Consider the following 24,074-nt stretch of genomic DNA (forward strand, 5'->3'; position numbering starts at 1 on the left):
AAAAATTATATTTAAAGAGTTATGATGGAATTGGTTTATTTATGGGTAGAAGAGTATAAAAATATAAAAAAACAAGGTTTTAACTTTTCTCCTAGATTTAAGTGTGAGTATGATGAAAAAACAAATGAATTAACTATTGATGAAAACAAAGAGTATGTAAGTATTTTTCCTGAGAATATAAACCTCACTGCAATAGTTGGTGAGAATGGAACTGGAAAGACTTCTTTAATAGACTTTATAAATACATCTATAGATATTAAAAATAAAAATTCTTTTTTATTTTTATATATAGAAAACAATATAAGGTATTATAAATCTAACTTGAAAATGTCTCCTACAAACTTTAACACTCTTAATAAATTTTATTTTACAAATAATAATTATAATTTTAAAAATACAATAATAAATGCTAAAAGTTATGATATAAATAATATATTTAAATTTTTTGTTTCAATATTTGAAAAAGTAGAAAATATTTATTTTAATCCAAAATCAATTTTAATCACAGAAAATAAAGAAAAAAAATCACAAATTATTGAAGAACTTTTAAAAAATATAAAAAACAAAAATATTCAAAAAAAAGAATTATTAAAAATAAATATTTTTGTGTTAAACTTGATAAATGAAAACTTTAATAATGAAACTTACATAAATTTTTTGTGTGATGAATATGAATATATAGAAAGCCCAGAAATTTATGATGAAATTCAACAAAAAACATTAAGAACAAAATTAAAACAGAATGAATTTTATAAAGATTTTTTAGATTATTTAATAAATTTACTGATATCTTTAAAAAATAATTCAAAGAAACCTATTAATCCTTTTACAAATTTTATAAAAGACCAAAGAATATATTATCTTTTTAGAAATGTCAGAAGAATAAATTCTATAGAGGATTTTTTAGATGAATTAGTTGAAAGTAAATTTATCAAACAAAGATATCAAACTTTTTATAATGACTGTAAAGATTATTTTGATTTAGAACAAAACTATCTTTATAAAAACATACAATTATCTAATGTAAAAATTGAAATAATTAATAAATTTAAAGAGCTCTTAAATTTTGATTTTTTCGATAATAGAGAAGTATCTTTTAACAGCTTTAGCGAAGGGGAAAAAAACTTATTCCTATCAAACTTAGAAATATATTCTAAATTTCAAGAAGGTAATAAAATTATATTATTAGATGAAATAGAATTATTTTTACATCCACAATGGCAAAAACAATATATAAATAGTTTATTACAATTGTTTGAATTTAATCACATTCATTTTATTTTTGTTACACATTCACCTTTTTTACTTTCAGACTTACCAAAAAAAAATATAATATTTTTAGATAAAGTAGATGAAAATACAAAAGACAAATATCCTTCAATTAATATTGAAAAACTAGAAAAAGGAAATTGTCTAAATGTAAGTAAGTTTATTAATATAAATCCATTTGGAGCAAATATTCATACATTACTTTCACATGGCTTTTTTATGAAAGATGGACTTATGGGTGAATTTGCAAAAAATAAAATTTCAAAAATATTAAAATTTTTAAGTGAGGAAAATAAATTTATCGATTTAGAAGTTAAAATTTTACCTCCATTAAAAATACAAAATAACTTTTTTGAAAAAAATTTAAAACCTATTATTGAGTTTATTGGAGAAGAGTTTTTAAAAGAAAAGCTTTTAAAAATGTATGAAATTAAATTTCCAAAATGTAATGAAGCAAAAATAAAAGAATTAGAAAATGAAATAAAAAGATTAAAAAATGCTTCAAATTAAATTTAATAAAACACTTTTTGATACGCATATCAAAGAAATATCTAAATCAATAAAAAAGTCTATTGAAAAACAATTGATGAAAAATCTAGAGCAAAAAGAAAAAGAGTGTTTAAGTTATATAAAAGATAATTTAAAAGATATTTTAGAAGCTAATAACTCTAAAATGAAAGAATTTATAAAATATTTTAAAAACAATTTTCCTAATAGTATTGGAAAAATAAATACAAAAGAAAAAAACTGGAAAAGAATATATAAAATACTAAGAAAAGATATTTTTGAAAAAGAGTATGTCAATTGGACAAAAAGAACAGAATATGGGGCATATAAATTTGTTCAAGATTTGGATTTAAAATCTTGTCCTTATTGTAATAGAAATTATACTTTTGTAGTAGATGAAAAAAATGGAAAGTTAAGACCAGAGATAGACCACTTTTATCCAAAGTCAATTTATCCTTTTTTAGCAATGAGTTTTTATAATCTTATACCAAGTTGTTCTATTTGTAACCATACAAAAAAAGATAAAGTAAATTTAGACTTACTTAATCCATATGAAATAAAAGAAAATGATTTTAAACTAACTTACATACCAAATGATATTGATTTCTTTAATATAGAAAAAGAAAAATACAATTATGATAGTTTTGAAATAGATTTTGTATCAACAAATAAAAATATAGAAACATTTAAACTAAAAGAGTTATACAAACAACATAAAGATATTGTTCTAGAGCTTTTGATAAAAAAAGCTTATTATCCAAAAAGCTATATAGAAGAATTAAAAGGTTTTGACTTTAGTGAAGATGAGATTTATAGATATTTACTTGGTAATTATAAAAAAGATGAAGATTTGCACAAACGACCTCTTTCAAAACTTATAAAAGATATTAGTGAGGAATTGGACTTGATATGATAGCTTAAATTCTCTTCTCCCCAGACTTTGATGAAGCTGGAAGTTAAATATTTGTTTTGGTAAAGCCCGAAACTGTTTGAGCGTAAAAAAGAGTGCCAAATGCACTCTTTAGCGAGTTTTGTGCAGGGCAAAAATAAATATATAACTGTAAGGTAGCTTTGCCTTCATCAACTTGTCTGGTTGCTTTTTGTCTTACTTTTTACAATTAAAAAGTAAGAAAGCTAAAAGGTATGATATTAATATTGCATATTGCCATATTTTTTTACTTACTAAATAAATTTTAATATAATAATACAAATTTATATTATGGAGTTAAAATGAATGAAAAACCAAAATTTGGCTTTGTTGTTGAGTATGTAAAAGATATAAATATAGCAAAAAAATTTTATGTTGAAACTATGAATCTTGATATCCAAAGAGAACATCCAAATTATATACAGTTTGATACTTTTGCTATTGCTACAGATGAACCAATGGGTGCAGAAACAAAACAAGAAATATATTGGCTTGTAAATGATATAGATAATGTGTTTGATTTTCTTTCACAAAAAGCTGAAATTTGTCTAGCAATACAAGAGGTTCCTTTTGGAAAAGTATTTGGAGTAAGAGATCCAGATGGTTTTCCATGCTATATTCTTGAATTAGCAACTAAGCGACCTAGTAAAAAAATATTATAAATTGTTTATAGAACATTTGTTCTTTAAACAATATCTAAACCTTAACTCTTCACTTTTGTAAATTTACATATGATAGCTCAAACTCTCTTCTTCCCAGACTTTGATGAAGCTGGAAGTTATATATTTATTTTGGTAAAGCCCGAAACTGTTTGAGCGTAAAAAAGAGTGCTAAATGCACTCTTTAGCGAGTTTTGCAGGGCAAAAATAAATATATAACTGTAAGGTAGCTTTGCCTTCATCAACTTGTCTGGTTGCTTTTTGTCTTACTTTTTACAATTAAAAAGTAAGAAAACGAAGAATAAGTTCTTCAAGAGAAAAATATAGATTACTTATCACATTTCACTCATCGCTACTTTTATACCTAAAGCAATTAATATCACTCCTATTACTTTATCAAATATCTTTCCAAAAGAGTTAAAAAAACCTCTTACTTTTTTCCCTGTTAAAACAAATGATAAAAAACCAAACCATAAAAAAGTAGATATTACAAAAAAGATTGCATAAAAACCTTGGATATATAAAGGAGTATTTATATCCACAATAACAGTAAATAAAGATAAAAAAAATAGTGTTGCTTTTGGATTTAGTGCATTTGTAAAAAATCCTATACTAAATGCTTTAAATTTTGTTATCTCTTTTTGTGTTTTACCTTTTTCAAACTTGTCTAGTTTAAAAGAGTTTGATTTTAAAGCTTTAATTCCTAAGTATATTAAATATAAAGCTGCTAAGTATTTTATAATAGTATAAATAATTATAGACTTTGAAATAATCAAACCTATTCCTAATACTGTATAACTTACATGTACCAAAATTCCTATACTAATTCCAAAGCTAGTCCATAAAGATTTTTCTCTTCCATGGGTAATACTTTGTTTTAATATAATTGCAAAATCAGGTCCAGGAGACATAAGTGCTATTATATGTGCAACTGCTATTAATAAAAATTGGTCTAAATATTGCATTAATTTCTTCTTTGTCCTTGTTTTGGAGCACTAACTTGTCTTTGTAAATCTATAGATAGATTATTAAAAAACAGTTCTCCATAATCAGTAGTTCTATTTATATTTTCATAAGCTTGAGCTAAAGAGTTATTATATTTTAAAGCATCTTGTAAAATCTTAATAATTTTAACTGATTCTAAAAAGTTTACATGACTTGGCGCTTCAATTGGTGAAGAGTAATATCTATGCATTCTTTCTACTAAGTTTTTATTTCTAATTTCAATAAAAACTGATTCAATTGGTGATTTAAAAAATAAGATTTTTTGTTTTACATTTATAGAGATATATGTAGTTTCCATTCCATAAATTTTTCTTGAAAATGAGTCAAAAAGAAACAATTTTTTATTATAGTTATTGTTAAAAAGTTCATAAATCAATTCTAATATTTTTATTTTTTCTTCTTTTGTAAAGAAATTACCAATTTCAGCATAACAAAAACTAAGTATTGATTTGATTGAATACCACTCAGTTGTATCATAATCATATCTAAGCATTTGATCAATTCTATTTTGTTTAAGCTCTTCTATGTTTTTATCTGTTCTTGTTCTATATACTCTTTGAACTGCTGTATCTCTATACATAGGTCCAGGAAATTGTCCTTGGATTACAAATCTTCTATTTTTTTCGATGTCCATTATATATTTTAATCTACCTTGATAATCTTCATCTATTATTCGAACCTCTTTTTGTGGTATTTGAGTAATTGATTTTAAAAATTCTTCATCCATACAGCCATCTTCCCATATATAATCAGGGTACCTAAAAAGAGAACAGATTTTTTTCTTAACTTCATCATTTGGTTCAACGTCTGTTAATCCATCAACCCAAGATGTTACAGTTCTTCTATCTTTTTGAATTAATGATGAAAATTTTGATATACTTAAATGAGATCTTTTATATATTTCAATAATTTTTTCTATTCCTGTTTTATATGACATACTAAAATCCTTAAACAATTTTTATCACATATTGTACTACTTTTAAACATAAAAACAAATTTTGTACATAATATACTATTACGCAAGAAAGTTGAGTTTTGCTATACAATAATTATACAATCTTTTGTTTCTTGAATGGTGTATAATAGTTTTATAAATTTAATATGAAGGAACTTTTATTATGAGCGCAGGGAAAAAATTTAGAGAAGCACTTAAGGAAGAAACTCCTTTACAAATTGTAGGAACAATTAATGCTTACCAAGCTTTACAAGCTACAAAAGTAGGATTTAAAGCTATTTATTTATCAGGTGGTGGAATTGCAAATGCATCATATGGTTTACCAGATTTAGGTATGACAATGATTGAGGATGTATGTATTGATATTAGAAGAGTAACATCAATTTGTGATACTCCATTAATTGTTGATGCAGATACTGGTTGGGGACATGCTTTTAATGTTGCAAGAACTGTTAAAGAGTTCATTAGAGCTGGAGCTGCTGGACTTCATATAGAAGATCAAGTTGCTGCTAAAAGATGTGGACATAGACCAAATAAAGAGTTAGTTTCAATAGAAGAGATGTGCGATAGAATAAGAGCTGCTGTGGATGCTAAAAAAGATTTAGATCCTGATTTTTATATTATTGCAAGAACTGATGCTCATGCAAGTGAAGGTCAAGAAGCTGCAATAACTAGAGCAAAAGCTTATGTTGAAGCTGGAGCTGATGCAATATTTGCAGAAGCAATTCACACTTTAAAAGAGTATAAAGAGTTTACTAGCGCTATTGATATTCCTGTATTAGCAAATATTACAGAATTTGGTGCAACTCCAATGTTTACAACTGATGAGTTAGGTTCAGTTGGTATTGATATGGTACTTTATCCATTATCAGCATTTAGAGCTATGAATAAAGCTGCGCTAAATGTATATCAAGAACTAAGAGAAAAAGGGACACAAGAAAGTGTTCTTGATACAATGCAAACAAGAATGGAACTTTATGATATGTTAGGTTACCACGAGTATGAACAAAAAATGGATGAACTTTTTGCAAAAAGCAAATCAAACTAAAATAAATTAAAAAAATCAAATAGAAAAGGGAAAATTATGAGTACTACAACTACAGGATTTAAACCAAAAAAATCTGTTGCACTTTCAGGTACTGCTGCTGGAAATACAGCTATTTGTACAGTTGGTGTTACTGGTAATGATTTGCATTATAGAGGTTATGATATTTTAGAGTTTGCTGATAAAGCTGAATTTGAAGAAATTGCACATTTAATTGTACATGAAAAACTACCAAATAAAGAAGAGTTAAAAGCTTATAAAGAAAAATTAAGAGGTATGAGAGATTTACCAGATGGTGTTAAAGTTGCATTAGAACAATTACCAAAAACTTCTCATCCAATGGATGTAATGAGAACAGGTTGTTCAGTTCTTGGTGCAATTATGTCAGAAGATGAAGCTCATCCAAAAGATGAAGCACAAAATATCGTTGACAAACTAATGGCTTCATTTGGTTCTATGCTTACATATTGGTATCACTATGCATTCAATGGAAAAAGAATTGATGTTGTAACAGATGATGATACTATTGGTGGACACTTTTTACACTTATTACATGGTGAGAAACCAAGTGAATCTTGGGTTAAAGCTATGCATGTATCTTTGATTTTATATGCTGAACATGAATTTAATGCTTCTACATTTACATCAAGAGTAATTTCTGGAACAAATTCAGATATGTTCTCATGTATAACTGGATCAATTGGTGCATTAAGAGGTCCAAAACATGGTGGAGCAAACGAAGTTGCCTTTAGAATTCAAGAAAGATATAGTTCTGCTGATGAAGCAGAAAAAGACATCAAAGAAAGAATGGCAAGAAAAGAAATCATCATAGGATTTGGACATCCTGTATATACTACAAGTGACCCAAGAAATGTTGTTATCAAAAAAGTTGCAAAAGATTTATCTGAAGAAAATAATGACATGCTTATGTATGATGTAGCTGAAAGAATTGAAACAATTATGTGGGAACAAAAGAAAATGTTCCCAAATCTTGACTGGTTCTCAGCAGTTTCATATAATCAAATGGGAATTCCAACAGATATGTTTACACCAATTTTTGTAATCTCAAGAGTTACAGGATGGGGAGCACACGTAATTGAACAAAGAGAAGATGGAAAGATTATTAGACCATCAGCTAACTATACTGGTCCTGAAAATTTAAAATTCGTTCCTTTAGAAGAGAGATAAAACTTTAGTACCTTATATGGTGCACTACTTAAAAATACTAAAAGGGTAAGTAAAACTTATCCTTTTAAATACAAACTAAATGGATATAAAATGACAAATGAAAAATATCTTAAACAATTAGATAAATTAGATGTTAAATATTATGATGTAAAAACTGCTGTTGAAGAGATTACTCCTGGTTCATTTGAAAAACTAAACTACACATCAAGAGTATTAGCAGAAAACTTAATTAGAAAATGCCCAAGTGAAAAATTAGAAGATTCACTTATTCAATTAATCGAAAAAAGAACTGATAAAGATTTTCCTTGGTATCCAAGTAGAGTTATCTGCCATGATATTTTAGGTTTAACTGCTTTTGTTGACTTAGCAGGTCTTAGAGAAGCAGTAGCAAGAGATGGAGGAGATCCAGATAAAGTTAATCCAGTTGTACCTACTCAACTAATCGTTGACCACTCATTAGCAGTTGAATGTGGTGGATTTGATCCAGATGCATTCCAAAAAAATAGAGATATTGAAGATAGAAGAAATGCAGATAGATTTCACTTTATAAACTGGACAAAAGAAGCTTTTAATAATGTAGATGTTATTCCTCCTGGAAATGGTATCATGCACCAAATTAACTTAGAAAAAATGTCTCCAGTTGTTCATTTAAATGAGGGGATTGCAAGTCCTGATACTTTAGTTGGAACTGATTCACATACTCCTCATGTTGATGCACTTGGTGTAATTGCTGTTGGTGTTGGTGGTTTAGAAGCTGAAAATGTAATGCTTGGAAATCCATCTTATATGAGAGTTCCTGATATTGTTGGAGTTAAAATAACAGGAAAAAGAGCACCTGGTATAACTGCAACTGATATTGCCCTTGCTATGACTTCATTTTTAAGAGAAAATGATGTAATTTCTGCATACTTAGAGTTCTTTGGTGATGGAATCAAATATCTTAATTTAGGAGATAGAGCAACAATAGCTAATATGACTCCTGAATATGGTGCAAGTGCAGGTATGTTTGCTATTGATGAACAAACTATTGATTATTTAAAAGTAACAGGACGTGAGCAAAAACAAGTTGAACTTGTAGAAGCGTATGCAAAAGCAAATGGTTTATGGGCAAGTCAATTAGAAAATGCTACATATGCAAGAACTATTGAATTTGATTTATCAAAAGTTACTAGAAGTTTAGCAGGGCCATCTAAACCTCATAAACTAGTGCCTACAACAACTTTAAAAGAAGAAGGTATTGTAAAAGATTTTGTACAAGAAGGTGATAAGATGCCAGATGGTGCAATTTTAATTGCTGCTATTACTTCATGTACAAATACTTCAAATCCAAGAAATGTTATCGCTGCAGGATTATTAGCTAAAAAAGCAAATGAGCTTGGACTTACAAGAAAACCATGGGTTAAATCTTCATTAGCACCTGGTTCAAAAGTAATTGAAGTTTACTTAAAAGAAGCAGGATTATTAAGTGAGATGGAAAAACTTGGATTTGGTGTAGTTGGTTTTGCATGTACTACTTGTAATGGTATGAGTGGAGCACTTGATCCAAAAATCCAACAAGAAGTTATAGATAGAGATATTTATTCAACTGCTGTATTATCTGGAAATAGAAACTTTGATGGAAGAATTCACCCTTATGTAAAAGAGGCATTTTTAGCAAGTCCAGCACTTGTAATTGCTTATGCATTAGCAGGTTCAATTAGATTTGATATTGAAAATGATTCATTAGGAAAAGATAAAGACGGAAATGATATTACATTAAAAGATTTATGGCCATCAGATGAAGAGATTGATTCAGTTGAAAAATCATGTGTAAAACCTCAAATGTTCAATGATATTTATGAGCCAATGTTCAATAGAGATGGTTTGAGTGCTATTAAAGTTGAGCCATTTTATAGCTGGAATCCAAACTCTACATATATTCAAAAACCACCATATTGGGAAGATGAGTTTATGGGAATGCCTGCACTTAAAGATTTAAGACCTTTAGGAGTATTCCCTGACAATATTACAACAGATCACCTTTCTCCTTCAAATGCAATCTTACCAGATTCTGCTTCAGGGGAATATTGTTTAAAAATGGGATTACCAGTAGAAGATTTAAACTCATATGCAACACATAGAGGGGATCACCATACAGCTTCAAGAGCAACATTGGCAAATCCAAAACTATTTAATGAAATGGTAAAAGATAAAGATGGAAATGTAAAACAAGGTTCTTTGACAAAAGTTATGCCTGAGGGTACTGAATCAAGAATGTGGGAAGCAATTGAGACATATAGACAAAGAGGTCAAGGTCTTATTATTATTGCTGGAACTAACTATGGTCAAGGGAGTTCAAGAGATTGGGCAGCAAAAGGTGTAAGACTTGCAGGTGTTGAAGTACTTATAGCTGAATCAATTGAAAGAATTCACAGAACTAACTTAGTTGGTATGGGTGTATTACCACTTCAATTTAAAGATGGGGACACAAGACACACATATAATATCGATGGAAGTGAAACTTATGAAGTAATTGGTAAGATAACTCCAAGATGTGACTTAACAGTAGTTATGACAAGAGAAAATGGGGAAAAGATAGATATTCCAGTAACTTGCAGATTAGATACAACTGCAGAAGTTGAAGTTTATAAAGCTGGTGGAATTTTACAAAAATTTGCAAAAGAAGTTGTTGCAAACAAATAAGAAAAATTAAAGGGTTTATTCCCTTTAATTTATCTTTTTTAGTGTGAATATTGTTCATATTCAAAAAGATATTACAAGACTAATAATAAGGAAATATATTATGGCTTATAAACCACAGTTTAAAGTAAAAGCTACTTATATGAGAGGTGGAACTTCAAAAGGCACTTTCTTTAATATTGAAGACCTTCCAAAAGAAGCATTAGAAGATTCAAAAAAAAGAGATAAGTTACTTCAAAGAATCGTAGGAAGTCCAGATATTTATAAAAAACAAATGGATGGTATGGGTGGAGCTTCTTCATCTACATCTAAAGCTATTTTAGTTGGAAAATCTGATGTTCCAAATCATGATGTAGATTATTACTTTTGTCAAGTTGCAATTGATAAAGATTTTGTAGATATGAGTGGAAACTGTGGAAACTTATCAAGTGCAGTTGGACCTTTTGCCATAAAAGAAGGTTTAGTGGATAATGTACCTCAAAATGGTGTTTGTTGTGTAAGAATTTGGCAAGCAAATATTAAAAAAACTATTCTATGTTATGTAACAATGGAAAATGGAATGGTAAAAGAAATGGGTGATTATGAAATTGATGGTGTTGCCTTTCCTGCAGAAGAGATTAAGTTAGAGTTTGTTGAGCCAGTTGATCCAAGCGAAGAGTTATTTCCAACTGGTAATTTAGTAGATGACTTAGAAGTTGAAGGTGTTGGTACTTTTAAAGCTACTATGATTACAGCTGGTATTCCAACTGTATTTGTAAATGCTGATGAGATTGGATACAAAGGAACTGAACTTCAAGGTGATATTAACTCTGATACTAAAGCTTTAGAGAAATTTGAGAAAATTAGAATTGCAGGGGCACTTAAAATGGGACTAATTTCTGATGCTAAAGAAGCCTTAACTAAACAACATACACCAAAAATTGCATTTGTATCTCCTGCGCAAGATTTTACTACATCTTCAGGAAAAGAACTAAAAGCAGATGAAATGGATTTGCATGTTAGAGCTTTATCTATGCAACAACTACACCATGCAATGATGGGTACAGCTTCAGTTGCAATTGGTGTTGCTGCTTGTATTCCAGGAACATTAGTTAATTTAGCTAGTGGTGGTGGAGAAAAAAATACAGTTACTTTTGGTCATCCAAGTGGTACTATTAAAGTTGGTGCAACATTATCACAAAAAGATGGAAAGTATATTGTAGAAAAAGCAAGTATGAGTAGAAGTGCAAGAATTATTATGGATGGTAATGTATATGTTCCTGCTGGAACAATGGATTAATATTTTTTAATAAAAAGGTCTTGATTATTCAAGACCTTTTATTTTATCAATGAAGAAATCTCTTTAAATACTGGATTTTTAGCATTTACTGTTAATTCAAAAAGTAATGACTCATAAGTTGTAGGAACTACTCCAGCTTGAATTAATCTATCTAAAGCTACTTTTGTATCATGCTCTTTTCTTGAACTTATACAATCAGTTACTATTACAGGTTGTAATCCAGCTTCAAGTAAATCTATACAAGTTTGTAAGACACAAACATGAGATTCTATACCAGCAACAATTACAAACTTTTTATTTTGTGCTTTTATTGCTTCTAATGTTGTTTCATTTTTACAACAAGAAAATGTTGTTTTCTCAAAATGAGGATCTTCATCAACAAACTCTCTTAAACTAGGAATAGTTTCACCAATTCCTTTTTTATACTGTTCATTAACTATAAAAGGAACTTCTAATATTTTAAGACCTTTTATTAATGTAACAAGATGCTTTTCTAACTGCTCATTGTCTCTCATATGAGGGAAAAGTCGCTCTTGCACATCAACTAAACAAAATAGACTCTGTTCAACATTTATTCTCATTGTCACTCCTAATTTATCTAAGATTGACATTAATTATACACAAATTATTGAAAAGCAACCTTTTCTGCTTTAAGTAATAACTCTTTTGCACCTTTTTGTATGAATTTTTGTGCCATTTCTTTACCAACTGTTTCATATTTACTTACATCTACTGTCATACTATCTTGAATATATTCACTTGCATCTGGCATTCCAACGATTGCATCAACTTTTATACTTTTTTTATCTTCACTTAAAGTAGCTTTTATTCCAATAGGAACTTGACATCCACCTTCTAAAACTCTAACAAAATCTCTTTCAATTGTAGATTCAATATGAGCATCATCATCATGTAAAACAGATAATAATTCAATTAATTCTTTATTGTCTAAAGTTTCAATTCCAAGTGTTGCTTGTCCCATTGATGGAGTCATATCTTCTGTTGAAACTGGAACAAAATAATTAACTTCATCTTCAATTTGAAGTTTTTGTACCCCAGTTGCTGCTAAAATAATAGCATCATACTCACCTGCTTTTAGTTTTGCAATTCTAGTATTAATATTTCCTCTTAAATCTTTTAGCACAACATCTGGTCTTAGCATTTTTATTTCCATTCTTCTTCTAAGACTAGTTGTTCCAACTACTGCATTTTGTGGTAAGTTTTCAATACTATCATAGTTTTGACTTAAAAATGCATCCCTTGGGTCAAATCTTTTTGTAACTGCTGCAAGTTTAAAACCATCTTCAAACTCTACTGGAACATCTTTTAAACTATGAACTGCAATATCTGCTTGTTTATTTGAAAGTGCAATCTCTAACTCTTTAGTAAATAAACCCTTTCCCCCAATTTTAGCTAAAGGTACATCTAAAATCTTATCAGCTTTTGTTGAAAATGTTTCTAACTCAATTTGCATATCTGGATAATGCTTAAGTAGTTGTTCTTTTATATATTCACTTTGCCATAAAGCTAATTTACTTTTTCTTGTTGCTATTACTAATTTTTTCATATTACCTTCCTAATTGTTTGTATTTATTTTTTGTTTTATCTTGTTCACCATTTACAAAAATTGTTGGTGTACCCTCAACCATAACATATTCACCCATAAGTATATCAGTTTCAATCTCTTTTTGAATCTCTTTACTTTGAATTTCATCAAGTTTAATATTAGTTTTTAAAACTTTATTAAAAGCATTTAAAATCTTTTTTTCATCTGTCTCATTAGAGTTAAAATATGGATCAAAATCTGCTTCATAAACTTTTAAAGTAACATCTTTTACGCCTTTATTAGAAGCAACTAACATAGCTTTTGATAAAGCATTTGCAGCTTTATGTATTTGAAGTAAAGGAAAGTGATAATAGTATAAAGCAATATTTTGGCTATTTTTATTTACAAATTTAATAATATCTGGCACATAATCTAAACAAAATGGACATAAAGGATCAGAAAATATCACTATTTTATCTTTTGCATTATGATTACCAGCAATTAATCTTTTTTTATCATAATACTTGCTTGTTAAAGGTAATGTCATCATCTCTTTTAAAGAATTACCAGTTTTAATATCAAATAAATCTGGTGAAACAACTGTTCCATTAGAGAATACAATATCTTTAGCTTTTACATTTTTATCAGCTATTTTAGCATCAATATCAATAATATAACCATACCAATTTTTTACAGATAGGGATTTTTTAAAGTTAATTGATAAGTTTTTAATCTCAACTCGTTTATTATTTGAAAACCTATTTTTTTCAAACTCTAATATTTTATCATCAATACTATTTGCAGAAATACTAGTAATTAAAAATAAACTTATGAATAATATTTTTGAAATAAAAGACATAAAATCTCCTTATTTAAATTTCGAATTATTATATTCAAAGATGACTTAAATGCAATTAGTAAAGAGCATTTTTTAAGTTTTAGTCTTTACTGTTATTTTTTTTATGTCAAAAAGTTCTTTTGCTTTATTTAACATCTTTGAATTTAATATATCATTGATTTGTAATTCTTGTTGTGAGGGTTCTGGTTTAGCACTATTATGCATAGTTGCAACACAACCTGAACCACCAGCTAAATCTTCTTCAATTGCTTGTGGTTCAACTATTTGTTCTTTTTCAATCTCTTGATTTGTTTGTTTCTCTTGGTTTTCTATTTTAGATTTTTTTTTTTGACTTTCTACTTCAGATTCATCTTTTATAAAATCCAATTCAGTTTCATCTCCAAAAACATCATAAATAAATGTTTTTAAAATTCCAAAATGTTTAAATAAAAATTTTCTTTCTTCACCTTTTGCATATGAAATAATCTCTAGTTTATTAGCTTCAAAACTTTTAAATACAAAGTTATCTTCAAAGCATTCTCCAAGTCTTACATCTCTATCATAAACTCTATTTATTACTTGATCATAAAGCTTCTCATTTGGATCACTTTCTTGATTTAATCTTGAACTAATTGCTTCATCTAAAGCATCTAAATTATCTTCTTTTACATTTTCATTTAAAGTTGGCTCTTGCATTTCTTCTAAAGAACTATTTTCATTATTTGAAATACTTTCCGTAGTAGTATTAGGAACTATTTGCTCTTCTTTTGGTTTACCAATTGAAGTATTATTATTTATAATTTCATCAATATCATCATCAAATGGTGTTTCAAAAGGAATTGCATCAATGCTATCTAAAGGAATAGTGTTTTCACTAAACATTGCAGTATCTGCAAGATTTGGCTCTTGTATTTTTGTTTCTTCAAAAACATTGTGATTTTCTTCTTGTACTATTTTTGTTTCTTGTTTAGTATCTATATTTGACTGAAGTGTTTGCTCTACATTTGATATTGCTTCATTTTTAGTTTGCTGTTCAATCTCATTTACGCTAGTGTCTTTCTCTTTTGCTTCTTCATAAACATGTTCAGTATCATTTTGTGCATGCTCTAAAACTTTTTGTTTAGATATTGCATCTTTTACTGCTGGTTGAACTTCAATTTGTTCAACTTGATTTATAATATCTTGAATACTTTTTAAATTTGTAGCTTCTTGCATTTTTAGAAGTGTTAAAATCAAAACAAAACTAGCATCAGAATTTAAAGCTAAAAGATGTTTTGCATCACCTAAAACTCTAAAGAATCTATCAAATAATAAAAGATCAAATTTAGCATCTTTTTCAAGCATTTTTTGTCTTAAATAAATAGTTATTTCATCACAAACTTGTGAAATTTCATAGTTTTCTAACTCTTTAACTAAATTTGTAATATCTTTTTTATTTAAAACAATATCAAAAATTTCATCCATTACTTTTGGTTCAATCAAACCTAACATCTCTACAACAGATATTGTATTTACTTTTCCTTTTGAAAAAATAATTGCTTGATCAAGTAGCGTTAAAGTATCTCTTAAACTTCCTTGCCCACTTCTTGAAAGTATCTCTAAAGCTTCTGTTTCATAATCAATATTTTCTTCATTTAAAATATGTGATAAATGATGTATTACATCTGCATTTGATATTTTATTAAATCTAAAGTGTTGAGTTCTACTTAAAATTGTAGCTGGAAGTTTTAAAGGGTCAGTAGTTGCAAGAATAAACTTAACAAAACCTGGAGGTTCTTCTAGTGTTTTAAGTAAAGCATTAAAAGCTTGAGTTGTTAACATATGAACTTCATCGATTATAAACACTTTAAATCTTGCACTACTTGGTTTATATTTTGTATGCTCAATTAAATCTTTAATATCATCAATACCTCTATTACTAGCTGCATCCATTTCAATAATATCTAAGTGTCTATTTGAGTTTGCACTTTGACAATTTTCACAAACTTCACAAGGTTTTGATGTTGGACCATTTGTACATAAAAGCGCTTTTGCCATGATTCTAGCTGTACTTGTTTTTCCACTACCTCTTAGACCACTAAAAAGATATGCATGGGATAATCTATTTGAATCTAAAGCAAGTGATAGAGTTTGTGAAATAGTACTTTGTCCTACTAAGTCTTCAAATCTTTTTGGTCTATATTTTAATGCTAATACTTTTTTTTCAATATCTAATTCACTCATATCTCACACTTCCTTACTTTAATCTCATCTATATTTTTATTATTTTCAAAAATTTTCTTTATCATATTTTTATTTATATTTCCTGTGTGTAAAATTGATATTTTAATAGGATCAAAATTACAGTGTCCTTTTATTTTACACAAATATTCTAACCTGTTTGCTATTGCTTGTCCAGTTTCAATTAAATTGATGTTTTCACCCATTATATTTTTTATATTATCACTAACTATTGGATAGTGTGTACATCCTAAAACAATTGTATCAACACTATTTTCAATCATTGGCTTAAGCCATTTTTTTAACATTTCATTGGTTTTGAAAGAGTTGATTTCACCTTTTTCAATCTGCTCAACTAAACCAATACAAGCTTGTTCATAAAGTTTAATAGGCTTTTGCTTTGAAAGCTGATTTACTAATAGTTGATACTTTTCACCTTTTAGTGTGGCAGCTGTTGCTAAAACACCAATGTTTAAAGTTTTTGTTAATTCAATTGCTGGCTTAATTCCTGGTTCTGTACCAATTACTATTAAATTTGGATATAAGTTTCTTAACTCTTTTATTGCAGCTGATGTTGCAGTATTACAAGCAACAATCAAAGCTTCAATATTGTGATTCTTAATTAAAAACTCACTTATTAAGATGCATCTATTTTTTATAGCTTCATGGGTTTTATTTCCATATGGAGCAAAAATAGTATCTGCAATATATAAAATATCTGCACCTTTAAAATATTTATTTATAGCTTTTACTACTGTTAATCCGCCAAGTCCAGAATCAAAAACCCCAATTTTCAACTTTTGCCTTATATCAATTTTGGCTGATTATAACAAAAAATTGATAACTACTTTGTTAAAATAATTACATTAAAAGTAAAATCTATAAATACTAGTTTAAAGGCACATCATGTTTAATCATTTTCATCCATATAAACCTTTTATATTTGAAGATACTAATACTTTAATAATTGGAACTTTGCCTCCTCCAAGATTTTGCAAAAAAGATTTCAAATCTAAAGATGTTGATTTTTGTTATGGTTCGCAAGATAATCTTCTTTGGCAAGTTCTTAATAAAATATTTAAACTTAATTTGCTATTTGACAATTCCCAAGAAGCAGTAAAAATGAGAAAAGATTTTTTAATCTTGAATAATATAGGTATATGCGATATTGTTGATTCTTGTAAAAGAGAAAAAATCAATGCAAGTGATTTAGGTATGAAAGATGTAATATTAAGAGATTTAATTTTTTATTTAAAAAAATATAAAAATATAAATAAAATAGTATTTACTGGCAAAAGTAGTAAAAATGGTCCAGAATATTTTTTCAAGCAACTAATAAAAAAGCATTGTTTAAATATTCAAACAAGCAATAATAAACAAATTAAAGAGCAAATATTATATTTTGATAATAGAAGCATTAAACTTTTTAGCCTAACATCTCCATCAAATGCTGCAAATCGATCAATTGGTGCAAACACTTTTTACAAAGAAAGAAAAAAAATAAATCCTAATTATTCTACATTTGATTTTAGAGTAGATGAATATAAGTTAGCTTTTACATAATCAGTTAATTCATCTCTAATGAAAAAAGGCATAAAATTAGTTATTAATAAGTGAATGAGCGTTCATTTAATTAAAGGCAGGAAGATGTTAATATTAGAGATATTTCTATTTATTGTATTTGCTCTTATATCATTTGCAATATTTAGTTGGATTGTAGGGGTTTTTGTTAAGGAAAAATAGTAAAAGGATTAGAAGCTATCTTTTAATCTCAAAAATGATTTGAAAGTTAGCTCCTTTTTCATAGAAATATTCAAGTTTACTAGATAATTGTCCTTTTGTAATATTTGAAATTATTTGAAAACCTAAAGTTTTAGTATTATTAACATCTATATTTTCATTAAGACCTTTTCCATTATCTTTTACTTCCAAAATATACTTTTTAGCACTTTTTTTTAAACTTACAAATATTTCTCCTTTATCTTTAAAAGCATATTTAAAACTATTTGTTATTAGCTCAGTTATTATAAGACCTAAAGGTAATGCATAATCAATATTCATATGTACTTGCTCAATATCCGTATTAATAGATATTTTTTCTTCAACAAAATAGCTAGCAGTTAAATCTTGGCAAATGTCTTCAATAAAATTTTTCAAAGGAATAAGATTTAAATCTTTAGATTCATATAATTTTCTATGAAGTAGTTCCATTACAAAAATTTTCTCTTGTATATTTGTTAAAGTATCTTTTGTCTTTTTATCTTTGATTTTTGATTTTTCTAATTTAATTAAATCTATTGTAATTGCTAAATTATTTTTTACTCTATGATGTATCTCTTTTAGTAAAGTCTCTTTTTCTTTCAAAGAATCACTTAAAAGTTTTGTTTTAATTTCAACTTTTTTATCTAAAAGTGAAATATTCTCTTCTATAGAGTCCAGCATATTATCAAAAGCTTTTGCAAGTACTGCAATATCATCTTTACCTTTTATATTACTTCTTATATTTTTTTCTCCTTTATTAACTTTAAATGCAACATCTTTTAAAATATTTATACTTTTAAAAAGTCTATTAAATATAATAAGGGCAACAACTATTGCGATAAAAAAGGAGATAATTGCAGCAGGAATTATACTCAGATAAGCTAAACCTACATGTTTTAAAAAATCTTTTTCATAAATTGTTACAAGATATAAAAAATATTCATTTTCATTTAAATTAATACTTTTTACCCATGTTAAACTCTTTTTTCCATTTAGTAAATGATTTATTGGTTCTTTATCAATAGCTTGAATAATCTCTTTAGGTGTCAAATCTCCTGTTTTGGGAAATGTAAAATTTGATATTTTGCTCAAACAATATTTTTCATTTAAATATTTATCTTCTTTACTATATAAAGGTTTATCATCTTTTATATTTGGATTAAGCCACATTAAGTACGCTTTACCTTTATGAAAACTATCAAGCAATGAAAAGCTCTTTTGTATCTCTTTTTTTAATTTTAATTCAAACTCTTCACCTTTTGTAGAAAAATTATCTATATCACAAGAGATAACTAAAAATTTATTATGTTTTTTAATCTTTTTTGTATAGTATAATTTTCTTATTCCAGTTGAACATATATATTTATTTTTTATATCTCTTCTTAAAAAAGTTGAATCTTTTAATTCATCTTTAAACTCTTTGAAACTCTCATCTTTTAATTGAAAAAGAGTATGTTTATTACTATTTAAAATAGAAGTATTACAACTAATCTTTTTTGAACTAAACTGATATGATTTATCTTTTATTTTATATATTGAATTATCTAAATTTAATCTATTTGTGATTCTAATTGCTTCATGTTCAATTATAGATTTCAACTCTTCTTTTCTTATTTCTCCATTATTCTTTTTTGAACGCATAACAAGTTTTATTTGTTGATTAGTTAGATATATCATATTCTCTATTTGCTTTATTGTATGCTTTTTTTCCTCTTTATTCATTTGAGGAATAACTTGCAAGAAAAATAAAGACAATAAAAAAATACCTAAAATAAAAAAGCTTAAGAAAATTTTTGAGTTTAAAGAGTTTATTTTAATCATCTAATAGTTTTAATTTGTAACCTAAATCAAATACATTCTCTATGAAATTAATTTCAAATTTTTGTTTAAGTCTATATATTAATGCTCTTAATCTACCTATATCATTAATTTCATCCCTATAAATATAGTTCTGTATTTTTTCAAAAGGTACTGGTTGAGTAGGAGTATCACTTAAAATCTCTAAAAGTCTTGTCTCATTTCCTGTTAATTTTAAATAGTTACTTTGTTTAGTTACAACTGAATTTGTTTTATCATAAATAATTTCATTTTCAAATTTAAAAATATGTTTTTTTTCTTTATCTAAATTACTTTTATGTTTAAAAAAATAGTTATGTTTATTTAGTGCAGTTTGAATTGTTACTTCTAACTCTTTATCTTTATATGGTTTAACTAAATAGCCATATGGTTCACTTTGCATTGCTTCTTTGATTGTTTTATCATCTGTATAAGAAGTTAAAAAGATAATTGGAATTTTATAGTATTGCCAAATATACTTAGCTGCTTTTATTCCTGAAGAGTTATCTTTTAGATGAATATCCATAAAAATTAAATCTGGTTTTTGTTTTTTTACATGCTGTATTGCATCATCTGCACTTGTTTCTATACCACAAACACTATAACCAAACTCATTTAAAGTAAGTTTTATACCCATTGCTAATATTGTTTCATCTTCTACAATTAAAATTTCTATATCTTTTTTTAAAATATTTGGAATTTTTGTCATTTTTCTATTCTCGTAATTTTATTATCATTCTTTTCAGTTATGATACTCAATATCATTTTAAAGGAGAGTTAAATGAATCAAAATAAAAAAATTATTTTGTCTTTTTGTGCTATTACTTTATTAACAAGCAATATATATGCAAAAGAAAAAATAGAGCCAAAAGAAGAAATCTCTTATGGAGAAATAACAGTAACTGGTGAAAAGATAGATAAAACACTTCTTGAAACTACAACTGCTATATCAGTTTTTGATGAAAAAACAATAAATATAGGTAATTATAAAAAAATTGAGAATATCGTTGAACAATTACCAAATGTAGTTTTAAGTGATTTAGGTGTTCCAAATATTAGAGGTATAGACTCTACTGGAGTTTCAAAGGGAACAAAAAGTTTAATGGCAGGTGCAAGACCAAGAGTAAATACAATAATAGATGGAGTTAATAATACATGGATTGGAGTTAATTATATTAGTGGGGAATTATGGGATTTAGAACAAATTGAAGTTTTAAAAGGTACTCAATCTACTACTCAAGGAAGAAATTCAATTGGTGGTTCTATAATAATGAAAACAAAAGATCCAACTTTTGATTTTGAAGGTAAAATTAAAACTGCTTTTGAAAACCAAGAGAATAAAAATCAATTAGCTGCAGTAATTTCTGGACCATTAATTGAAGATCAATTAGCTTTTAGATTAGCAGTTGATAGAAATAGTGGTGATGGATATATTAAATATAAAAATTTTAAAAATAATGATAGATTAAATGAATCAACAAATACAAACCTTAGAGCAAAACTACTTTATCTTCCAAAATCAATGGAAAATTTATCTTTAAAATTTACCTTAAATCATAGAGAAGCAGAAGGTGGATATTTAAACTTTGTAACAAATCCAAAAGATTATGTATTTGAAGCAAGTAAAGCAAATAGAACAAACTCAAGATATCACGATTCAAAAGATAAAACATATATTACAAATATTGATTATATTATAAATGATGACATAAGCTTACAAACGCAACTTTCATTTAAAGATTATAATAGTGAAATAACACAAGTACCAAGTCCTTTAAAAGTTTTTGTTGATGAGAAAAGTAAAACATTTGAAAGTAAATTAATATACAAAAAACCATTTATAAAAGGTGTTGCAGGAGTTTACTATTATGATAGAGACCAAGATATAGATGCACACTTACCAAAACCATCATACTTTCCTTTACATTTAGGTAATGATGAAATTAAATCTATCTCATTTTATACAGATAATACTATTGCTTTAAATAATAGTTTTGATTTATTATTAGGTGCAAGATTAGAAAAAGAGAATCAAAAAAGAGATTCAGTATCTTGGGGTGCAAATTTAAAAAAAGATATTGATGAAACAATATTTTTGCCAAAAATCGGCTTAGCATATAAACCTTCAACTGAATCTATGATTAGTTTAGTTGCACAAAAAGGATATAACCAAGGTGGTGGTTCATTAGATTGGGATGATTTAAAATATTATGAATATGATAAAGAAGAAGTTAATTCATATGAATTAACTTATAGAACTTATCTAAATGATAAAAAAATCAATTTAAGTTCAAATATATTTTATAATGATTTTGATGGCTTCCAAGCAGATGCTGCAAATAGATTTAGAAATCTTTCAAAAGTTGAAAGTTATGGTTTAGAAACTCAAATAGATGCACAAATAACAGACAAATTTAATATCTTTGCTGCTATTGGGCTTTTAAAAACAAAAATAAGTAATAGTGTAAAAGAAGCGAAAGAGTTAGAAGGAAATGAACTATCAACAACACCTACTTATAGTGCAAACTTAGGCTTTACTCATAAAATACATAATAATCTTGAATGGGGTGGTAATGTAAGTTTTACAGATGATTATTACTCAGATAATGAAAATACTCAAAAGTTAGATGGATATACATTAGTTAATTTACATGCAAGCTATACATATAAAGATTTTACATTTAGAACATATGTAAATAATCTTACTGATGAAGAAGTAATCTATAAAGCTGAAACAAATAGAACAACAGTTGGTTCTCCAAGAGTAATAGGAGCTGCACTTGAGTATAAATTTTAAAACTCTTTTTAAGCTTTTTTCTATTTTTTTATATAGTTTTTCTTTTGCAAACTCTTTTGAAGTAGATGAAATATTAAATCATAATAGTGAAAAATTGTATCAATTAAATCTACAAAAAAGAAGTTTTATAACAGGAAGTTTTAAAGCCACATCAAGTTTTGAGACTCTTGAACTTTTAGATAAAAATAGAGTTTTTATAAAATCATTACTAATAAATAAGAAGCCACAAGGTAATTTTTACTTTGTGGCTAACTACACAGGAAAATATTATTTAAAAGTAAAAAATAGAAATAAACAAAGTAGACTTAAACTAAAAATAGACAAGATTTTTCATCACCAAAAAGAGATAAAACCTCAAAATAAAATTATAAGTGCTTTTTTAAAACAAGAACTGAAAAATATAGAAAAAACAAAAAGCAGTAAAGCCTTTTGGGAAAAAGTTAAAAAAAGAGGAACTCCATTAATAGAGCATTTAAAAGCAGATGAATATATTTTGACTTTTTTACACAAAGGATTAAACTACAATGTTAAATTACTAGGTGGACCTACAGCTGATTATACAGATTTTATTAGATATAAAAATAGTGAAATATGGTATAAAAGTTTTATAGTAAAAAAGGGAATTAGAATGTCATATCAAATTGCCACAGATATTCCTAAACTTAATGCCCCAAGATTTACTCAAAAAATGGCTTTAATATCAAATGCAACAGCTGATCCTTTTAATAAAACTCCTTATATTTATACTAAAGAAAAAAATATAGATAAATACCATGCTTTGTCAACTTTTTTTATAAAAGATGATAAAATTAAAGATTGGGGCGTAGAAGAAGGAAACAAAAAAGGTGAAACTAGTACATATAATCTTAAAAGCAAAATATTAAATAATAGTAGAGATATTACTATTTATAAGCCACACAATTACAATTATAAAAAAGAGCATGATATACTCTTTGTTTTTGATGGAAAAAATTATCAAAATAAAATCAATACTACATTAATTTTAGATAACTTAATTGCAAACAATAAAATAAAACCTACAATTGCTATTTTTATTAATAATGCTTCAAAAAAGTCAAGAAGTAAAGAGTTACCTCCAAATAAAGAGTTCGCAAAATTTATGGTAAAAGAGTTATTTCCTTTTATAAAAACAAAAGTTAAATTTACTCATAAATCTTCAAATACAATTATAACAGGTTCTAGCTATGGAGGATTAGCTTCATCATATATAGCATTTTTATATCCTGATTTTTTTGGAAAAGTATTAAGTCAATCAGGTTCATACTGGTGGGCACCTAAAAATAAAGATGAAGCACAATGGCTAACAAAAGAGTTTTCAAAAGTTAAGAAAAAAGATATTAAGTTTTATTTAAATGCTGGAACTTATGAAACAGGCTTTTTACCTTTAGATATTTTAGAAACAAATAGACATTTTAGAACTGTATTAGTGGCAAAAAATTATGATTTAACATATGAAGAGTTTATTGGAGGTCATGACTATTTTGCATGGAAAATATATTTGGCAAATGGATTAATTGCCTTAAGTAACAAATAGACCTTTA

19 protein-coding genes are annotated in these 24,074 nt (G+C 26.8%); 10 read left to right on the plus strand and 9 right to left on the minus strand.

The annotated features are described in order from the left end of the window. Nucleotides 1-24 precede the first annotated feature (24 nt). From AMRN_RS12040 to AMRN_RS12050, 3 genes are all read left to right on the plus strand, one after another. The gene (locus AMRN_RS12040; protein ID WP_118897452.1) at nucleotides 25-1,779 is read left to right on the plus strand and encodes an AAA family ATPase; all 1,755 of its coding nucleotides are present in this window, start codon (nucleotides 25-27) and stop codon (nucleotides 1,777-1,779) included. Continuing rightward, complete coding sequence (locus AMRN_RS12045; RefSeq protein WP_099312784.1) at nucleotides 1,766-2,689, plus strand: HNH endonuclease family protein; 924 nt, start codon at nucleotides 1,766-1,768, stop codon at nucleotides 2,687-2,689. Before AMRN_RS12040 ends, AMRN_RS12045 begins: the two co-directional genes overlap by 14 nt. A gap of 317 nt (nucleotides 2,690-3,006) precedes the next feature. Further along, the gene (locus tag AMRN_RS12050; RefSeq protein ID WP_099312592.1) at nucleotides 3,007-3,366 is read left to right on the plus strand and encodes a VOC family protein; all 360 of its coding nucleotides are present in this window, start codon (nucleotides 3,007-3,009) and stop codon (nucleotides 3,364-3,366) included. 332 nt (nucleotides 3,367-3,698) lie between these two features. Here AMRN_RS12050 and AMRN_RS12055 read toward each other — a convergent pair whose 3' ends face one another. Both AMRN_RS12055 and AMRN_RS12060 read right to left on the minus strand, forming a co-directional pair. Beyond that, on the minus strand, nucleotides 3,699-4,328 hold the full coding sequence (locus tag AMRN_RS12055) for a LysE family translocator (RefSeq protein WP_099310028.1): 630 nt from the start codon (nucleotides 4,326-4,328) through the stop codon (nucleotides 3,699-3,701). Continuing rightward, entirely contained in the window at nucleotides 4,328-5,305 is a 978-nt protein-coding gene (locus AMRN_RS12060; RefSeq protein ID WP_079577973.1) for a hypothetical protein, read from the minus strand. Before AMRN_RS12060 ends, AMRN_RS12055 begins: the two co-directional genes overlap by 1 nt. A gap of 181 nt (nucleotides 5,306-5,486) precedes the next feature. Between AMRN_RS12060 and prpB the strand changes: the two genes are divergently transcribed. From prpB to prpF, 4 genes are all read left to right on the plus strand, one after another. Then, the gene (prpB, locus tag AMRN_RS12065) at nucleotides 5,487-6,371 is read left to right on the plus strand and encodes a methylisocitrate lyase (RefSeq protein ID WP_079577974.1); all 885 of its coding nucleotides are present in this window, start codon (nucleotides 5,487-5,489) and stop codon (nucleotides 6,369-6,371) included. A gap of 36 nt (nucleotides 6,372-6,407) precedes the next feature. Next, nucleotides 6,408-7,556, plus strand: a complete 1,149-nt coding sequence (gene prpC, locus AMRN_RS12070) for a bifunctional 2-methylcitrate synthase/citrate synthase (protein ID WP_079577975.1) — start codon at nucleotides 6,408-6,410, stop codon at nucleotides 7,554-7,556. A gap of 90 nt (nucleotides 7,557-7,646) precedes the next feature. Beyond that, nucleotides 7,647-10,238: a Fe/S-dependent 2-methylisocitrate dehydratase AcnD gene (gene acnD, locus AMRN_RS12075; protein ID WP_099310029.1), complete on the plus strand. Its 2,592-nt coding sequence runs from the start codon at nucleotides 7,647-7,649 to the stop codon at nucleotides 10,236-10,238. Between the two features lie 100 nt (nucleotides 10,239-10,338). Beyond that, entirely contained in the window at nucleotides 10,339-11,514 is a 1,176-nt protein-coding gene (gene prpF, locus AMRN_RS12080) for a 2-methylaconitate cis-trans isomerase PrpF (RefSeq protein WP_099310030.1), read from the plus strand. Nucleotides 11,515-11,552: 38 nt separating this feature from the next. Here prpF and AMRN_RS12085 read toward each other — a convergent pair whose 3' ends face one another. The 5 genes from AMRN_RS12085 to murI form a co-directional block, all read right to left on the minus strand. After that, a complete protein-coding gene (locus tag AMRN_RS12085) occupies nucleotides 11,553-12,095 on the minus strand; it encodes a hydrolase (protein ID WP_099310031.1) in 543 nt (180 codons plus the stop codon). A 44-nt stretch (nucleotides 12,096-12,139) separates the two neighbouring features. Continuing rightward, nucleotides 12,140-13,081: a hydroxymethylbilane synthase gene (gene hemC, locus AMRN_RS12090; RefSeq protein WP_099310032.1), complete on the minus strand. Its 942-nt coding sequence runs from the start codon at nucleotides 13,079-13,081 to the stop codon at nucleotides 12,140-12,142. Nucleotide 13,082: 1 nt separating this feature from the next. Then, nucleotides 13,083-13,919, minus strand: a complete 837-nt coding sequence (locus AMRN_RS12095) for a DsbA family protein (protein ID WP_099310033.1) — start codon at nucleotides 13,917-13,919, stop codon at nucleotides 13,083-13,085. Between the two features lie 72 nt (nucleotides 13,920-13,991). After that, nucleotides 13,992-16,121 carry a DNA polymerase III subunit gamma/tau gene (locus AMRN_RS12100; protein WP_099310034.1) on the minus strand — a complete coding sequence of 710 codons (2,130 nt, stop codon included), beginning with the start codon at nucleotides 16,119-16,121 and terminating at the stop codon, nucleotides 13,992-13,994. Next, nucleotides 16,118-16,915 carry a glutamate racemase gene (gene murI, locus AMRN_RS12105; RefSeq protein ID WP_099310035.1) on the minus strand — a complete coding sequence of 266 codons (798 nt, stop codon included), beginning with the start codon at nucleotides 16,913-16,915 and terminating at the stop codon, nucleotides 16,118-16,120. Before murI ends, AMRN_RS12100 begins: the two co-directional genes overlap by 4 nt. Nucleotides 16,916-17,024: 109 nt before the next feature. Here murI and AMRN_RS12110 point away from each other — a divergent pair, with 109 nt between their 5' ends. Beyond that, a complete protein-coding gene (locus AMRN_RS12110) occupies nucleotides 17,025-17,681 on the plus strand; it encodes a uracil-DNA glycosylase family protein (protein ID WP_099310036.1) in 657 nt (218 codons plus the stop codon). Between the two features lie 195 nt (nucleotides 17,682-17,876). Here the strand turns inward: AMRN_RS12110 and AMRN_RS12115 are convergent, their stop codons facing one another. Together AMRN_RS12115 and AMRN_RS12120 are read right to left on the minus strand one after the other, a co-directional pair. Beyond that, nucleotides 17,877-19,700, minus strand: coding sequence for a sensor histidine kinase (locus tag AMRN_RS12115; protein WP_099310037.1), 1,824 nt, complete (start codon nucleotides 19,698-19,700; stop codon nucleotides 17,877-17,879). Continuing rightward, on the minus strand, nucleotides 19,693-20,424 hold the full coding sequence (locus tag AMRN_RS12120) for a response regulator (protein WP_079577984.1): 732 nt from the start codon (nucleotides 20,422-20,424) through the stop codon (nucleotides 19,693-19,695). Before AMRN_RS12120 ends, AMRN_RS12115 begins: the two co-directional genes overlap by 8 nt. Before the next feature lie 72 nt (nucleotides 20,425-20,496). Here AMRN_RS12120 and AMRN_RS12125 point away from each other — a divergent pair, with 72 nt between their 5' ends. Both AMRN_RS12125 and AMRN_RS12130 read left to right on the plus strand, forming a co-directional pair. Next, a complete protein-coding gene (locus AMRN_RS12125; protein ID WP_099310038.1) occupies nucleotides 20,497-22,512 on the plus strand; it encodes a TonB-dependent receptor in 2,016 nt (671 codons plus the stop codon). Further along, a complete protein-coding gene (locus AMRN_RS12130; protein ID WP_099310039.1) occupies nucleotides 22,496-24,067 on the plus strand; it encodes an alpha/beta hydrolase in 1,572 nt (523 codons plus the stop codon). Before AMRN_RS12125 ends, AMRN_RS12130 begins: the two co-directional genes overlap by 17 nt. Nucleotides 24,068-24,074: the final 7 nt, after the last annotated feature.

The organism is Malaciobacter marinus, from assembly GCF_003544855.1.
In the GTDB taxonomy this organism is placed as follows: Bacteria; Campylobacterota; Campylobacteria; order Campylobacterales; family Arcobacteraceae; genus Malaciobacter; species Malaciobacter marinus.

Excerpts from the sequence above, each read along its gene's own strand:
- AMRN_RS12040 (WP_118897452.1), top strand. The coding sequence starts at position 25 with ATGGAATTGGTTTATTTATGGGTAGAAGAGTATAAAAATATAAAAAAA.
- AMRN_RS12045 (WP_099312784.1), top strand. The coding sequence starts at position 1,766 with ATGCTTCAAATTAAATTTAATAAAACACTTTTTGATACGCATATCAAA.
- AMRN_RS12050 (WP_099312592.1), top strand. The coding sequence starts at position 3,007 with ATGAATGAAAAACCAAAATTTGGCTTTGTTGTTGAGTATGTAAAAGAT.
- AMRN_RS12055 (WP_099310028.1), bottom strand. The coding sequence starts at position 4,328 with ATGCAATATTTAGACCAATTTTTATTAATAGCAGTTGCACATATAATA.
- AMRN_RS12060 (WP_079577973.1), bottom strand. The coding sequence starts at position 5,305 with ATGTCATATAAAACAGGAATAGAAAAAATTATTGAAATATATAAAAGA.
- prpB (WP_079577974.1), top strand. The coding sequence starts at position 5,487 with ATGAGCGCAGGGAAAAAATTTAGAGAAGCACTTAAGGAAGAAACTCCT.
- prpC (WP_079577975.1), top strand. The coding sequence starts at position 6,408 with ATGAGTACTACAACTACAGGATTTAAACCAAAAAAATCTGTTGCACTT.
- acnD (WP_099310029.1), top strand. The coding sequence starts at position 7,647 with ATGACAAATGAAAAATATCTTAAACAATTAGATAAATTAGATGTTAAA.
- prpF (WP_099310030.1), top strand. The coding sequence starts at position 10,339 with ATGGCTTATAAACCACAGTTTAAAGTAAAAGCTACTTATATGAGAGGT.
- AMRN_RS12085 (WP_099310031.1), bottom strand. The coding sequence starts at position 12,095 with ATGAGAATAAATGTTGAACAGAGTCTATTTTGTTTAGTTGATGTGCAA.
- hemC (WP_099310032.1), bottom strand. The coding sequence starts at position 13,081 with ATGAAAAAATTAGTAATAGCAACAAGAAAAAGTAAATTAGCTTTATGG.
- AMRN_RS12095 (WP_099310033.1), bottom strand. The coding sequence starts at position 13,919 with ATGTCTTTTATTTCAAAAATATTATTCATAAGTTTATTTTTAATTACT.
- AMRN_RS12100 (WP_099310034.1), bottom strand. The coding sequence starts at position 16,121 with ATGAGTGAATTAGATATTGAAAAAAAAGTATTAGCATTAAAATATAGA.
- AMRN_RS12110 (WP_099310036.1), top strand. The coding sequence starts at position 17,025 with ATGTTTAATCATTTTCATCCATATAAACCTTTTATATTTGAAGATACT.
- AMRN_RS12115 (WP_099310037.1), bottom strand. The coding sequence starts at position 19,700 with ATGATTAAAATAAACTCTTTAAACTCAAAAATTTTCTTAAGCTTTTTT.
- AMRN_RS12120 (WP_079577984.1), bottom strand. The coding sequence starts at position 20,424 with ATGACAAAAATTCCAAATATTTTAAAAAAAGATATAGAAATTTTAATT.
- AMRN_RS12125 (WP_099310038.1), top strand. The coding sequence starts at position 20,497 with ATGAATCAAAATAAAAAAATTATTTTGTCTTTTTGTGCTATTACTTTA.